The organism is Rhizobium sp. Leaf453, assembly GCF_001425605.1.
GTDB lineage: Bacteria > Pseudomonadota > Alphaproteobacteria > Rhizobiales > Rhizobiaceae > Pararhizobium.
Genome location: NZ_LMRG01000006.1, coordinates 169,581 through 183,207, shown reverse-complemented (window position 1 = coordinate 183,207; position 13,627 = coordinate 169,581). Strand labels below are relative to the sequence as shown.

9 protein-coding genes and 4 pseudogenes are annotated in these 13,627 nt (G+C 60.6%); 7 read left to right on the top strand and 6 right to left on the bottom strand.

What is annotated here, in order from left to right; translation table 11 throughout:
- Both ASG68_RS32295 and ASG68_RS09585 read right to left on the bottom strand, forming a co-directional pair.
- The coding region (locus ASG68_RS32295; protein ID WP_156384857.1) for a hypothetical protein at nt 1–290 on the bottom strand (290 nt) is incomplete at its 3' end.
- A 93-nt stretch (nt 291–383) separates the two neighbouring features.
- Nucleotides 384–656, bottom strand: a complete 273-nt coding sequence (locus ASG68_RS09585) for an usg protein (RefSeq protein WP_062609545.1) — start codon at nt 654–656, stop codon at nt 384–386.
- A gap of 275 nt (nt 657–931) precedes the next feature.
- On the opposite strand from ASG68_RS09585, the gene ASG68_RS09575 reads away from it, so the two are divergent.
- The 5 genes and pseudogenes from ASG68_RS09575 to groEL (ASG68_RS32040) all read left to right on the top strand — a co-directional run.
- Nucleotides 932–1,246 carry a co-chaperone GroES gene (locus ASG68_RS09575; protein WP_062609541.1) on the top strand — a complete coding sequence of 105 codons (315 nt, stop codon included), beginning with the start codon at nt 932–934 and terminating at the stop codon, nt 1,244–1,246.
- A 96-nt stretch (nt 1,247–1,342) separates the two neighbouring features.
- Nucleotides 1,343–1,981: pseudogene (locus ASG68_RS09570) on the top strand (TCP-1/cpn60 chaperonin family protein); the annotation flags it as partial.
- Between the two features lies 1 nt (nt 1,982).
- Nucleotides 1,983–2,405: pseudogene (gene groEL / locus ASG68_RS32045) on the top strand (chaperonin GroEL); the annotation flags it as partial.
- Nucleotides 2,405–2,830, top strand: a pseudogene (gene groEL / locus ASG68_RS32290) (chaperonin GroEL); the annotation flags it as partial. The pseudogenes groEL (ASG68_RS32045) and groEL (ASG68_RS32290), both read left to right, overlap by 1 nt.
- Before the next feature lies 1 nt (nt 2,831).
- Nucleotides 2,832–3,584: chaperonin GroEL (gene groEL / locus ASG68_RS32040; RefSeq protein WP_210173827.1), on the top strand; the 753-nt coding region annotated here is incomplete at its 5' end.
- A gap of 601 nt (nt 3,585–4,185) precedes the next feature.
- On the opposite strand, the gene ASG68_RS09555 is transcribed toward groEL (ASG68_RS32040), so the two are convergent.
- Genes ASG68_RS09555 through ASG68_RS09545 form a run of 3 tightly spaced genes read right to left on the bottom strand, consistent with a single transcriptional unit; the run spans nt 4,186 to nt 9,645 of the window.
- A complete protein-coding gene (locus ASG68_RS09555) occupies nt 4,186–7,455 on the bottom strand; it encodes an error-prone DNA polymerase (protein ID WP_062603775.1) in 3,270 nt (1,089 codons plus the stop codon).
- Nucleotides 7,452–8,969 (bottom strand): DUF6504 family protein, encoded by a 1,518-nt coding sequence (locus ASG68_RS09550; RefSeq protein WP_082478534.1) that lies wholly within the window; start codon nt 8,967–8,969, stop codon nt 7,452–7,454. Before ASG68_RS09550 ends, ASG68_RS09555 begins: the two co-directional genes overlap by 4 nt.
- The gene (locus ASG68_RS09545) at nt 8,884–9,645 is read right to left on the bottom strand and encodes an ImuA family protein (protein WP_062603795.1); all 762 of its coding nucleotides are present in this window, start codon (nt 9,643–9,645) and stop codon (nt 8,884–8,886) included. Before ASG68_RS09545 ends, ASG68_RS09550 begins: the two co-directional genes overlap by 86 nt.
- Nucleotides 9,646–9,890: 245 nt before the next feature.
- Here ASG68_RS09545 and ASG68_RS09540 point away from each other — a divergent pair, with 245 nt between their 5' ends.
- Nucleotides 9,891–11,957 carry an ATP-dependent helicase gene (locus ASG68_RS09540; RefSeq protein ID WP_062603779.1) on the top strand — a complete coding sequence of 689 codons (2,067 nt, stop codon included), beginning with the start codon at nt 9,891–9,893 and terminating at the stop codon, nt 11,955–11,957.
- 9 nt (nt 11,958–11,966) lie between these two features.
- Nucleotides 11,967–13,082 (top strand): DNA polymerase IV, encoded by a 1,116-nt coding sequence (gene dinB / locus ASG68_RS09535; protein WP_082478535.1) that lies wholly within the window; start codon nt 11,967–11,969, stop codon nt 13,080–13,082.
- Here dinB and ASG68_RS09530 read toward each other — a convergent pair.
- A pseudogene (locus ASG68_RS09530) lies at nt 13,079–13,587 on the bottom strand (SOS response-associated peptidase family protein). The gene dinB and the pseudogene ASG68_RS09530 sit on opposite strands and share 4 nt — an antisense overlap.
- Nucleotides 13,588–13,627: the final 40 nt, after the last annotated feature.

The following is a 13,627-nucleotide window of genomic DNA, read 5'->3' as shown; positions in this document are numbered from 1 at the left end:
GCTTGACGGCATAATCCTGCTGCTTCCACTGGCTGACGCGCAAGATGATCGGAAAGCATCGCGCACGCTTGCTGCAGAACCCGCTCGGTCGTCTCAGGATTGTCGCGCGCAAGTTCGTCGGCGTTCAAGCGGATCGCTTGCGCTACATTAGCCGACATCACAGCAAAACGGCCCTCACCGTAGACAAGCGCATCCTGCGAGGCAGTCTCGAGCCAGCGCGCAAAATYGACGATAATCTCCTCCCTTTCCGGGATGCTGGCGCTTCTGATGCTATTGATATTTTCTTCCATGTGGTCTCACTCCGAACAGACGTGGAAAGCGATCGGGCTCATCAAGCCCCGATCGTCGGGTGAGCTAGGAAGTGAGAAAATCGATTTCAAGTTTCAATGCAGCTTGAATTCACCGTCGAYGCGCCGCCATTCGTTAGGGCCGATCAAGCGCTGGTGGCTGTAACGAACCGAGTGCAGCGGCCCGTCGAGGTTTGTTTGCCAGAAATCGAGGAATTTTCGCATCTCAGGGAATTCRGGCGCCAGATCGTAGTCCTGCCAGACATAGGTCTGCAGGACGGATTCGAAATCCGGAATGCGATAAAGAATATGCGCGGTAGTAAGTCCGTACCCATTAAGCTGGCGCTCGAGATCAGATGAAAAGTTCATGCTTCATCTCCGTTTCGYGACAGGAGAATAATGGCGCAGSTGTGCGCCATCATCAACCTACCAAATACCGCAAATTTCATATTACCGTTCCTTTCCAGTGTGTTAGCAGCCGTCCCSGCAGAGTGCTGATTTTTCTGGTTCTCCCTCTTGAAATCGAAAAATCCCGAAAATAAATTTTGCCCGCGAACGCTCGAGTGAGGTTCGCACCCGTCCGGATTGGTCACCCGGTCCGGCAGGGGATCTTGCGTCATCTTTTTTGTCCAATGGAGGAAAACATGTCGTTCCGACCGCTTCATGATCGCATTCTTGTCCGCCGGGTCGAATCCGAAGAAAAGACCAAAGGCGGCATCATCATCCCTGACACGGCCAAGGAAAAGCCGCAGGAAGGCGAAGTCGTYGCCGTCGGCCCTGGTGCACGCARCGAGGCCGGCCAGATCCAGGCGCTCGACGTCAAGGCTGGCGACCGTATTCTGTTTGGCAAATGGTCCGGCACCGAAATCAAGATCAACGGCGAAGACCTGCTGATCATGAAGGAAGGCGATGTCCTGGGTATCATCGAAGCCCGGGCCGAGCAGAAGCAGGCTGCGTAATCACGCACTGCYGCCCATCAGTCAAAAGCTGCCTATTGAAGGAGTGAACACATGGCTGCGAAAGAAGTCAAATTCAACACCGATGCCCGCGAACGCATGCTGCGTGGGGTCGATGTTCTCGCCAACGCGGTGAAAGTAACGCTCGGTCCGAAGGGCCGCAACGTCGTGATCGACAAATCCTACGGCGCGCCGCGCATTACCAAGGACGGTGTTTCGGTCGCCAAGGAAATCGAACTGGAAGACAAGTTCGAGAACATGGGCGCCCAGATGCTGCGCGAAGTGGCRTCGAAGACCAACGATCTCGCCGGCGACGGTACCACCACTGCTACGGTTCTTGCGCAGGCGATCGTCAAGGAAGGCGCCAAGGCGGTCGCGTCCGGCATGAACCCCATGGACCTGAAGCGCGGCATCGATCTCGCCGTCGAKGCYGTCGTCAAGGAACTGAAGGCGAACGCCCGCAAGATCACCAGCAATTCGGAGATCGCCCAGGTCGGCACCATCTCGGCCAATGGCGACGAAGAGATTGGCAAGTATCTGGCAGAAGCGATGGAGAAGGTCGGCAATGAAGGCGTGATTACCGTCGAAGAGGCAAAGACCGCCGAGACCGAGCTGGAAGTCGTCGAAGGCATGCAGTTCGATCGCGGTTATCTCTCGCCCTACTTCGTCACCAATCAGGACAAGATGCGGGTCGAACTCGAGGACGGAAAAGGCGTTCGGCACCATCCCGCCCAACAGNACCGAGCTGGAAGTCGTCGAAGGCATGCAGTTCGATCGCGGTTATCTCTCGCCCTACTTCGTCACCAATCAGGACAAGATGCGGGTCGAACTCGAGGARCCCTATATTCTCATCCAYGAGAAGAAGCTGTCGAACCTGCAGTCCCTGCTTCCGGTCCTCGAAGCGGTTGTTCAGTCGAGCAAGCCGCTCCTCATTATCGCTGAAGATGTCGAAGGCGAGGCTCTGGCGACGCTKGTTGTCAACAAGCTGCGCGGTGGTCTGAAGATCGCGGCCGTCAAGGCGCCGGGCTTCGGCGATCGCCGCAAGGCCATGCTGGAAGAYATYGCCATCCTGACCGGCGGTACCGTCATCTCCGAGGACGTCGGCATCAAGCTGGAGAATGTCACGCTGAACATGCTTGGCCGCGCCAAGAAGGTGGTGATCAGACCGAGCTGGAAGTCGTCGAAGGCATGCAGTTCGATCGCGGTTATCTCTCGCCCTACTTCGTCACCAATCAGGACAAGATGCGGGTCGAACTCGAGGARCCCTATATTCTCATCCACGAGAAGAAGCTGTCGAACCTGCAGTCCCTGCTGCCGGTCCTCGAAGCGGTTGTTCAGTCGAGCAAGCCGCTTCTGATCATTGCGGAAGACGTCGAAGGCGAGGCGCTGGCGACGCTTGTTGTCAACAAGCTGCGCGGTGGTCTGAAGATCGCGGCCGTCAAGGCGCCGGGCTTCGGCGATCGCCGCAAGGCCATGCTGGAAGAYATYGCCATCCTGACCGGCGGTACCGTCATCTCCGAGGACGTCGGCATCAAGCTGGAGAATGTCACGCTGAACATGCTTGGCCGCGCCAAGAAGGTGGTGATCNGCCATCCTGACCGGCGGTACCGTCATCTCCGAGGACGTCGGCATCAAGCTGGAGAATGTCACGCTGAACATGCTTGGCCGCGCCAAGAAGGTGGTGATCGAGAAGGAAAACACGACGATCATCGACGGCGTTGGTTCCAAGGCCGAGATCGACGGCCGTGTTGCCCAGATCCGGGCGCAGATCGARGAGACGACCTCCGACTACGACCGCGAAAAGCTTCAGGAACGCCTCGCCAAACTCGCTGGCGGTGTCGCTGTCATTCGCGTCGGCGGCTCGACCGAAGTCGAGGTGAAAGAGAAGAAGGACCGCGTCGATGACGCCCTTCATGCAACACGCGCAGCCGTCGAAGAGGGCATYCTGCCGGGCGGTGGCGTAGCCTTGCTGCGTGCGGTTAGGGCGTTGGACGGCCTCCCGACTGCCAATGACGATCAGCGGGTTGGCATCGATATCGTCCGCCGGGCRATCGAGGCACCTGTGCGGCAGATTGCCGAGAATGCCGGCGCAGAAGGTTCGATTATCGTTGGCAAGCTCCGGGAAAAGACGGACCTGTCGTTCGGATGGAAYGCCCAGACCGGCGAGTACGGCGATCTCTATGCCCAGGGAGTCATCGATCCGGCAAAGGTGGTTCGCACCGCCCTGCAGGATGCYGCATCCGTTGCCGGCCTTCTGGTGACGACGGAAGCGATGATCGCCGAGAAGCCRAAGAAGGACTCCACCCCCGCCCTGCCCGCTGGTTCGGGTATGGACTTCTAACTACGCTGTGGCCTGCCCCATTCGTGGGGCGGGCCATGTTTGGAGGACAAAATGACGTCTGGACCGATTTCGCAGGAAGATGCGCGTCTGTGTGCTGGCGTCGTCAAGGAGATCGCTCGAGCAAAAGGTCTCGTGAACGACCCGGGCGCGATCGGAAGCCTGACAGCATCAGTCGCAAGGCTTTACAACAGAGGCATGCGCGATCGCGACCAACTCCTATGTCTTCTCGGATGGNCGCAGGAAGATGCGCGTCTGTGTGCTGGCGTCGTCAAGGAGATCGCTCGAGCAAAAGGTCTCGTGAACGACCCGGGCGCGATCGGAAGCCTGACAGCATCAGTCGCAAGGCTTTACAACAGAGGCATGCGCGATCGCGACCAACTCCTGACCGCTGCCATGCAGTCTGTCCCTATGCCGACGGTTACTCCGCCAGATTGAACCACCTGCCCTTGATCTCTCATCCGAACCTGGCTCGAGAAGTCTGGATCTGGGAGGATGTTTCGGGGACAGCCAAGCCCGCCCGCGCCGACGATGATCCTGGCGAGCACCGAAGCCGATCATGACGCCATTGAGGGCCCCGCTACTGCGCCAACATAAGTCGAACTCATCTGAAATCCCGTGTTTTGACCTTGATTTGATCGAGGTGGCCGTAGGGGTCGACGATATCGCGAACTTTCGGCAGCCCGCGCGGGTCAAGCGTCGGCGAACCGTGATGAAACTCGTCGCCGCGTCCATGCGGCAACGGAAAGGCCCCTTCCCGGGATCCGACGCTCACGAGTTCGGATGACAGGTCGGTCAGCCGGTGGGCGACGAGATGCACCACTTCTCCCTCGCGTTGAACCTTGCCGTAGACGCCGATCATGCCGGCTCCCAGCACGACGCGCCGGTATTTCTCGAATATCTTCACCCAGACCACGAGGTTCGCATGGCCCGTCTCGTCCTCTATGGTGATGAACATGACGCCCTTGGCCGAGCCGGGTCGCTGGCGAACCAGAACGAGACCGGCGGCCTCCAGCCATTTGCCGTCGCGGGCGTTCATGGCATCCTCGCAGGTGACGATCCGCCGCCTTTTGAGATCGTCGCGCAGAAAGCTCAGCGGATGAGCGCGCAAGGTCAGGCCGACATGGCTGTAGTCCTCGACGACTTCACCGCCCGATGTCATGGGTTTCAGCGCGACTACCGGCTCGATCGCCTCGGGAACGACCGCGTGCTCACGGGCGGCAGCAGCGGCAAACAATGGTAACGGGTCGTCGCGCAGGCCTTCGATCGCCCACAATGCCTCACGTCGTGCCAGTTTCAACGATGGCTGGAACGCATCCGCTTCGGCCAATTGGACCAGGGACGCCGAGGGCACACTGGCACGGCGCCAGAGATCGTCGATCGACTGGAACGGAACGTCTTCTCGCCCGGCGACGATTGTCGCCCCATGCTTGTTCGCCAATCCCTTGACCAAACGCAGCCCCAGGCGAACGGCGAAGCGGCCATCCTCACTGGGCTCGAGCGTGCAGTCCCAGCGAGAGCTGTTGATGCAGACGGGCCGGACGTCAACGCCGTGTTGGCGGGCATCGCGGACGATCTGGGCGGGCGCATAAAATCCCATCGGCTGGGCGTTGAGCAGCGCTGCGCAGAAAACGTCGGGATGCCAGCATTTCAGCCAGGAGGAGGCATAGGCGATCAAGGCAAAGGAGGCAGCGTGACTTTCGGGAAAACCGTAGCTTCCAAAGCCTTCCAACTGGCTAAAGGTCTTTTCGGCAAAGTCACGCTCGTAGCCATTGGCGATCATGCCGTTGATCAGCTTTTCGCCGAACTTTGAAACACCTCCGGTATGTTTGAATGTCGCCATGGCGCGCCGCAGCTGATCGGCCTCGCCGGCGGTAAAGCCGGCACATTCGATCGCCACACGCATCGCCTGTTCCTGAAACAAAGGCACGCCAAGGGTCTTTCCCAGAACCTTCTCCAGTTCCGGCTTCGGATAATGAACCTTTTCCTTGCCTTCGCGCCGCCGGAGATAAGGATGCACCATATCGCCCTGGATCGGACCGGGGCGGACGATCGCCACCTCGATGACGAGGTCATAGAAGGTCCTGGGCTTGATCCGAGGCAGCATCGACATTTGCGCCCGGCTTTCAATCTGGAACGTGCCCAGCGTGTCGGCCCGCCGGATCATGGCATAGGTGCGCGGATCCTCCGGCGGGATGGTCGCGAGATCCTTTTTGATGCCCTTGTGCTCATCGAGGAGATCGAAGCCACGCTTCATGCAGGAGAGCATGCCAAGCCCGAGCACGTCCATCTTCATGAACTTGAGGATGTCGATGTCGTCCTTGTCCCATTCGATAATCTGCCGATCTTCCATCGCCGCCGGCTCGATCGGCACGAGCTCGTCCAGCCTGTCCTGCGTCAAGACGAAACCGCCCGGATGCTGCGAATGGTGCCGCGGGGTGCCGATCAGTTGCTGGGCAAGATCGAAGGCGAGACGAAGACGCCGGTCGGTGGCGTTGAGATTGAGATCGGCCGCCTGCTTTTCGCCGATGCCTTCCTTCCAGCCCCAGACCTGTGACGAAAGCATCTTGGTGAGATCTTCCGGCAGGCCGAGAGCCTTGCCAACGTCCCTGAGCGCCCCCTTGGCGCGATAACAGGTGACGACGGAACACAGCGCGGCTCTCTGGCGCCCATAGGTCTCGTAGATCCACTGGATGACTTGCTCTCTTCGCTCGTGCTCAAAATCGACATCGATGTCCGGCGGCTCCCGCCGCTCTTCCGAAACGAAGCGCTCGAACAGCAGATCGCTGCGCGACGGATCGATCGAGGTGATGCCGAGCACGTAACAGACGGCGCTATTGGCCGCCGATCCCCTGCCCTGACATAAAATGGCCTTGGAGCGGGCGAAGCGCACGATGGAATTGACGGTGAGAAAGTAGGGCGCGTAGTCGAGCTTGGCGATCAGCGCCAATTCGTGCTTCAGGATCTTTTCGACATCCGCTGGCAATTCCTCCGGATAGCGGTTCGGCACGGCCTCCCATGTCAGCTGCTCCAGCGCCTCCTGTGCCGTTAGCCCCGGGAGCATCAACTCGTCCGGATACTGGTAGGCCAGCTGGTCGAGCGAGAATCTGCACCGCGCGCCGATCTCGCGGGTCCGGGCTAGCGCTTCCGGGTAGCGTTTGAACAGCCGATGCATTTCCGCCGGCGGCTTGAGATAGCGGTCGGCGAAACGCTGTTTGCGGCGGCCAAGCTGATCAATCGTGCAATTGTGCCGGATGCAGGTGACGATGTCCTGCATCAGACGACGATCGCGGTCGTGGTAGAGTACGTCATTGGTGACGACCGTTGAGACACCGGCCTGTGCGGCGAAGTTGGAGAGCTGCTGAAGTCGGAGCTGGTCGTTCGGCCGGCGACGAAGTGTGAGCGCCAGATAGGCACGATCGCCAAAATCCTGGCGCAGTCTCCGCAGCCTGATAGCACAAAGATCGTCGGCAAGATCGGGAAGCAGAACCACCAGCAAGCCCTCGCCATAGGCGACCAGATCGTCCCAACCGAGATCACACTTGCCCTTGCCGGCCCTCCCCTTGCCGAGAGACAACAGACGGCACAGTCTGGAATAGGCCGGGCGATCGGTCGGGTAGACGAGAACCGAGAGATCGTCGCGCAGATCCAGACGGCAGCCGACGACAAGCCGGATGCCAATATCCTTGGCCGCCTGATGCGCCCGCACAATCCCTGCAAGACTGTTGCGATCGGTAACGGCCAATGCCTCGATGCCAAGCAAGGCCGCAGTCGCAAACAGCTCCTCGCAGGAACTCGCCCCGCGCAGAAAGGAAAAATGCGAGGTCACCTGCAGTTCGGCGTAGCGGCTTTGATCGGCCCCGGTCTCGCTCATCCGAAGATCCCCTGCAGGAACCAGTTGCCGGAGCCACTGTCGGCATGTTCGCCATCGCCCTGACGATAGATCCAGAAGCGCTCACCCGCCTCGTTCTCGACCACAAAATAATCCCTGATGGCGCCGAGCTCCTTGTCGCGTTTCCACCATTCGCCGAAGACGCGCTCCGGACCGTCGGCGCGCTTGACCGCATGGCGGCTGCCACGCCACGTGAAGCTGACAGGGGGATGATCCGGCAGCAGCGCCATACACTGGATTGGCTCGGAATGAAGAAGGAGCCGGGACGGTCGCGGCCATTCCGCTGGCCATCCCAGTTCATCGTCTTCGGCTAGAGCGGGAACCGCCGCCAGCGAACGCTCGGGCACTTCGCTCTCGACGGCGGCAACGCGATAGACGCGGTGACCGCGATTGGAGATCACGTCGATCAATCCGCCGATCTCCGCTTCCGGCTCCTCGATCAGCGACGATATTGTCTGTATCGCATCCAGCGGCTCGCAATGCGCGGCCGACAGAACCATGATCTCGATACCGAACCCGGGATCGATCGTGTCGATCCGGTCGCAGAGGAGCTTGCTTAGGCGTTCGACATCGCGGATCGGTTTCGCCGTTCCTGCTCGAATGACCTGCAAGGTGTTGTCGACACGATGGAGGATGAGGTCCAGTCGGCGAACGCCAATCCCCTGTTCCTCAAGCAACCCGCATACGCGGATCACCAGCATCCGCGTATAGCGGGCGATGGTCTCGGCAGCGGAGATCGGTTCGGCAAAGGCGCGTCGGGCTTCGATGGCTTCTGCGGCGCGAATAGGATCGATCGGCTCAGCAACGCGCCCGAGCGCCTGGTCGAGGCGGCGGCCGATTTCGGGACCGAAACGCAGGGCCAGCGGCGCGCGTGGCGTGGCGGCGAGCTCACTGACGCGATCGAAACCGAGGGTGCGAAGCGCGGCGACAGTTCGGTTCTCCAACCGCAACGCCGCGATCGGCAGATCGAGCACAGCTTGCGCCGCCTCCCCCTCCGGAACGACCAGAGCGGGCTTGGCGGAAAAGCGGGCTAGCGCATGCGCGGCGCCCCAGCTGTCGGCTACGGCGGCACGGGCGGTAAAACCCATCGCGAACAGCCGATTGATCATTCCTGATAGCATCAATGTCTCGTTGCCATGCAGATGATCGGCGCCGGTCGTATCGATGACGATGCCGTCGGGAGGATCGACTGCCACGATCGGCGCATAGTTGCGCAGGAACCATAGCCCCAGGCGATCGAGCTCGTTGCGATCCTCCTCAGGGCGCAACTCCTCGATGATCAACTCGGCAACCAATGCCTGGGCCTTGCTCGCGGGCATGCCGATACGCAGTCCCGCGGCCATCGCGGCGGCATTGGCGGCCACGACCCGCCGACGGCTGCCTTCGCGGGCGATCATCACCACAGGCTGGTCAACCGGCGGCGCTTGTTGCCCAAGCATCCTTCGACGGCGATCGGTTGGCCAGGTCGGCAGGTAGACCGAGACGACCCTTGGCATCGCAGGCTTCGACCACATAATCAGCACTTTCTGCGGCACGGCAACGAAGAAGTTCGAGATACCACCGGGCCCGGCCAATGCCTGGAACCGGCAGCGGTTGTGACGGCAAGACCGAGATGCGCCAACGCGTCACGGCAGCCGTCGGATGCCCGAAATCGGAAACATCCGCTTGGCGGCGCCAGCGGCGAATGGCGATGCCAAGCACGCCGGAGGTTTCGGCGGCGAGTTGCAGCCGGCGCGACGCGGTCATCGGCAAGCGGGCCAGCTCGCCGATCACGGCGCCGACGCCTCGACATCGAAGACTTTCCTCGAAACAGTCGAGAATGCCTTTCTCGTCGCGACATTCGACCATGATGACGCGGTTGTTCGACAGGCCCGCCTGCACGATCCCCGGCATGAACAGGTCCTGCCTGGTGACGCACCAGAACACCTTGCCTTTGGTGCGTGCGGCGATCCCGGCGGTAAACAGGGCAGCAGCAGCCCCGTCGAGTGCTCCATTACCGCCGCCGGCGACCTCATGAAGCGCCCCGAGCGCCAAACCGCCTCCAGGCAGATGTCGATCGATCTCATCCACACCGAACGGCAGAGCCTCGCGAGTCCGTACTGAGCCGCCTTCCAGATGCTGGATGCGCTCACGCAACTCCTCGATGGCAATGGTTCGGGCACGATTTTGCATAATGTGGGCAAGTCCGATCAAGACCTTTTCAATGGGCTTAGCGTAGGTTATGTTCCTTTTTTGTTCTCTAACGTGCAATGAGTCAATCGGATGCTTTGGGCGTTCGGCACAGCAGAAAGTTGGGCGACCATGATGAGCTTGAGAATCCATGAGCAAGATCAAATGGATGGGCTTTTATTCACAGGCAGGAAAAATTTCCTGCGTCGCCAGACAAGTCAAAAGAGTCCGCAGGAGATGAGACCGGAATGAGCGTTGCCTATCTGGAGAAGCTCAACGAACAGCAGCGGCTGGCGGTCGAGCACGGCGTTGCGCTACCGGAGGGAAAGCTGGCCGGCCCGCTTTTGATCATCGCCGGCGCCGGGTCCGGCAAGACCAATACACTGGCCCATCGTGTGGCTCACCTCATCGTCAGCGGCGCCGACCCGCGCCGCATTCTATTGATGACCTTTTCCCGTCGTGCTGCCTCGGAAATGGCCCGCCGTGTCGAGCGGATCTGCAAACAGGTGCTCGGCGCCAATTCCGGCGTCCTGACGGACGCGCTAGCCTGGTCCGGGACATTCCACGGGATCGGCGCCCGACTGCTGCGGATCTATGCCGAGCAGATCGGCCTCAATGTCGACTTCACCATCCACGACCGCGAAGATTCCGCGGATCTGATGAACCTCGTGCGCCACGAGCTCGGCTTCTCGAAAACGGAAAGCCGGTTTCCGACCAAAGGCACGTGTCTTTCGATCTACTCACGGGTGGTCAATTCGGAAGCGCCCTTGGCGGCGGTGCTGAAGGCGAACTATCCATGGGTTAGCGGCTGGGAAGCGCAGCTGAAAGAACTGTTTGCCGGATATGTCGAGGCCAAGCAGGCGCAAAACGTCCTCGATTACGACGACCTGCTGCTCTACTGGGCGCAGATGGTGTCCGATCCCGAGATCGCCGACGATGTCGGAGGCCGTTTCGACCATATCCTCGTCGATGAATATCAGGACACCAACAAGCTTCAGTCGTCGGTGCTGATGGCGTTGAAGCCGGGCGGGCGTGGCCTGACCGTCGTGGGCGACGACGCGCAGTCGATCTATTCGTTTCGTGCGGCGACCGTGCGCAACATCCTCGACTTTCCAAACGAATTCTCGCCGGCCGCCGACATCATCACGCTCGACCGCAATTATCGCTCGACGCAGACAATCCTTGCGGCGGCCAATGGGGTCATCGACCTCGCCCGGGAACGCTTCACAAAGAACCTCTGGACCGATCGGCAGTCCGAGCAGCGCCCGATGCTGGTGACCGTCAAGGACGAGGCGGACCAGGCCAACTACATCGTCGAGCAGGTTCTTGCCAATCGCGAGGTCGGCATGACGCTCAAGCAGCAGGCCGTGCTGTTCCGCTCATCGAGCCATAGCGGCCCGTTGGAAGTCGAGTTGACCCGCCGCAACATCCCCTTCGTCAAATTCGGCGGCTTGAAATTCCTCGACAGCGCGCATGTGAAGGACATGCTGGCGGTGCTGCGCTTTGCCCAGAACCCGCGTGATCGCGTCGCCGGTTTCCGGCTGCTGCGGATGCTGCCGGGTGTCGGCCTCTCGACAGCGGGAAAGATCCTCGACACGATCGCCGCAGATCCCGAACCGCTGATGGCGCTGGCGGAAATCCCGCCGCCGCCGAAAGCCGGCCCCGACTGGACGGCGTTTGTGAAGGTTTTGATGGGACTGCGGAAGACAGAGGGCGGCTGGCCAGCGGAAATCGCACAGGCGCGAGAGTGGTATGAGCCGCATCTCGACCGCATTCACGAGGATGCCGAAACGAGGAAGGCCGACCTCCTGCAGCTCGAACAGATCGCGTCTGGATATCCGAGCCGTGAGCGGTTCCTGACCGAACTGACGCTCGATCCGCCGGATGCGACAAGCGACCAGGCCGGCGTTCCGCTGCTGGACGAGGACTATCTGATCCTGTCGACGATCCATTCGGCCAAGGGCCAGGAATGGCGATCGGTGTTCATGCTCAACGTCGTCGACGGCTGTATTCCCTCGGATCTCGGGGTCGGCACGACGGTCGAGTTCGAAGAGGAGCGCCGGCTGCTCTATGTTGGCATGACCCGGGCAAAGGACAGCCTGACGCTCCTCACGCCGCAGCGCTTCTTCACTGGAGGCCAGCATGCCCAGGGCGACCGGCATGTCTATGCCTCGCGAACACGGTTTATCCCCGTGACGCTGCTGCAGTTTTTTGAAGCGACGACATGGCCCCAGGTAAGCGCTTCGGCTTCCGAGCGCAGTGCGCGCCAGATCCGTGTAGATGTCGGCGCCAGGATGCGCAGCATGTGGCGGTGAGGACTTGACGTGGCAGATGAGGCAAACGATCGTCCCATAGAACCTGACGCTCAGGGCGCCATCCGCAAAATCATTCATTGCGATATGGATGCGTTTTACGCATCGGTCGAGCAACGCGACAATCCGGAGCTTAGGGGCCGGCCGGTCGCTGTCGGCAGTCCCGCAGCCCGCGGCGTCGTTGCCGCCGCCAGCTATGAGGCCCGAGCCTTCGGAGTCTTCTCCGCCATGCCGTCGGTCACCGCCCAGCGAAAATGCCCCGACCTCATCTTCGTCAGGCCGCGCTTCGACGTCTACAAGGCGGTCTCGCTGCAGATCCGCGCGATCTTCGCGGAATACACACCGCTCATCGAACCACTCTCGCTCGACGAAGCCTATCTCGACGTCACCGAAAACCGGAAAGGCATGACGATCGCTACCGAGATTGCCGAGGAGATCAGGGCAAAAATTTTCGCAATTACTGGCCTCACGGCCTCCGCCGGCATCTCCTACAACAAGTTCCTCGCCAAGATGGCCTCCGGGCAGAACAAGCCGAACGGCCAGTTCCTGATCACGCCGAGGAACGGCGCCCGTTTTGTCGAGCAGCTCCCGGTCAAGAAATTCCATGGTGTCGGTCCGGCGACGGCAGAGAAAATGCATCGGCTGGGCATCGAGACAGGCGCCGATCTGAAGATAAAAAAGCTGGATTTCCTCATCCAGCATTTTGGGAAGTCCGGACCCTACTTTTTCGATATCGCGCGGGGCATTGACAACCGGCTGGTCAAACCGGACCGGGTGCGCAGGTCCGTCGGTGCGGAGGATACGTTCTCGCAGGATATCCATGCCTTTGCGCCGGCGCGCGAAGGCCTTCAGCCGCTGATCGAGAAAGTATGGGGCCATTGCGAAGCCAATGAGATCGGCGCCAAGACGGTAACGCTCAAGGTCAAATATGCCGACTTCACCCAGATCACCCGCAGCAAGACACTACCGGCACCTCTAACGGCGATCAGCGATCTGGAGGAGGTCGTCGATCTGCTTCTTGGACCGATCTTCCCGGCGCAAAAGGGTATACGCCTGCTTGGCGTGTCGCTGTCCTCCCTGGAGGAACGCAGGCCTGAAACCACGCCGCAACTGCGGCTCGCCCTTTAAACTGCCAGCGGCGGCTGGAAAGAAGCGTTCGAAAGAGGACTGACGCGGAAGGTCCTGGCAGGAAGTGGCCGTAGGATTTCCTCTTCCGGCATAATCCCGTCGAGCCAGTCCATCCGTTGGTGGCGCGTCAGGACTGCCATCTGCCGATCATGATAGGGCGCAATGTCGGCATTCGCCTCGATAGTGAGGATGGCATAGGCTTCCGACCAGCCATTCGACGCCTGCCGCCAGATTCCTGCGAAATAAAACCAGTCACCGTTCCCCAGTGAGAAACTGAAATTCTTGCCCCCACTGCGATGGCGAAACTCGGATGCCTGCACCAGGCAGCGATTAGTCGGGAACAACCTTCCTTCTGAGCGCACCACATGCACCGCACGCGGGCCACCATCGAGAGGACGCAACCCCCGGGTAGCTCCACCATCTCCACATCGCCGTCATGGCGCCGTATGATGACGCGGCGCTCGTCGAGCGGGGCGTCGGTCTGGAAAACCTTCGCTTTCGCCATATGTAGAACATAGCAAGAACCCAGTCAGACAAGAAGGAGC

Bases quoted from the DNA above. Each gene is read 5' to 3' on its own strand.
- ASG68_RS09540 (WP_062603779.1), top strand. From the start codon at position 9,891: ATGAGCGTTGCCTATCTGGAGAAGCTCAACGAACAGCAGCGGCTGGCG.
- ASG68_RS09545 (WP_062603795.1), bottom strand. From the start codon at position 9,645: ATGCAAAATCGTGCCCGAACCATTGCCATCGAGGAGTTGCGTGAGCGC.
- ASG68_RS09550 (WP_082478534.1), bottom strand. From the start codon at position 8,969: ATGCCAAGGGTCGTCTCGGTCTACCTGCCGACCTGGCCAACCGATCGC.
- ASG68_RS09555 (WP_062603775.1), bottom strand. From the start codon at position 7,455: ATGAGCGAGACCGGGGCCGATCAAAGCCGCTACGCCGAACTGCAGGTG.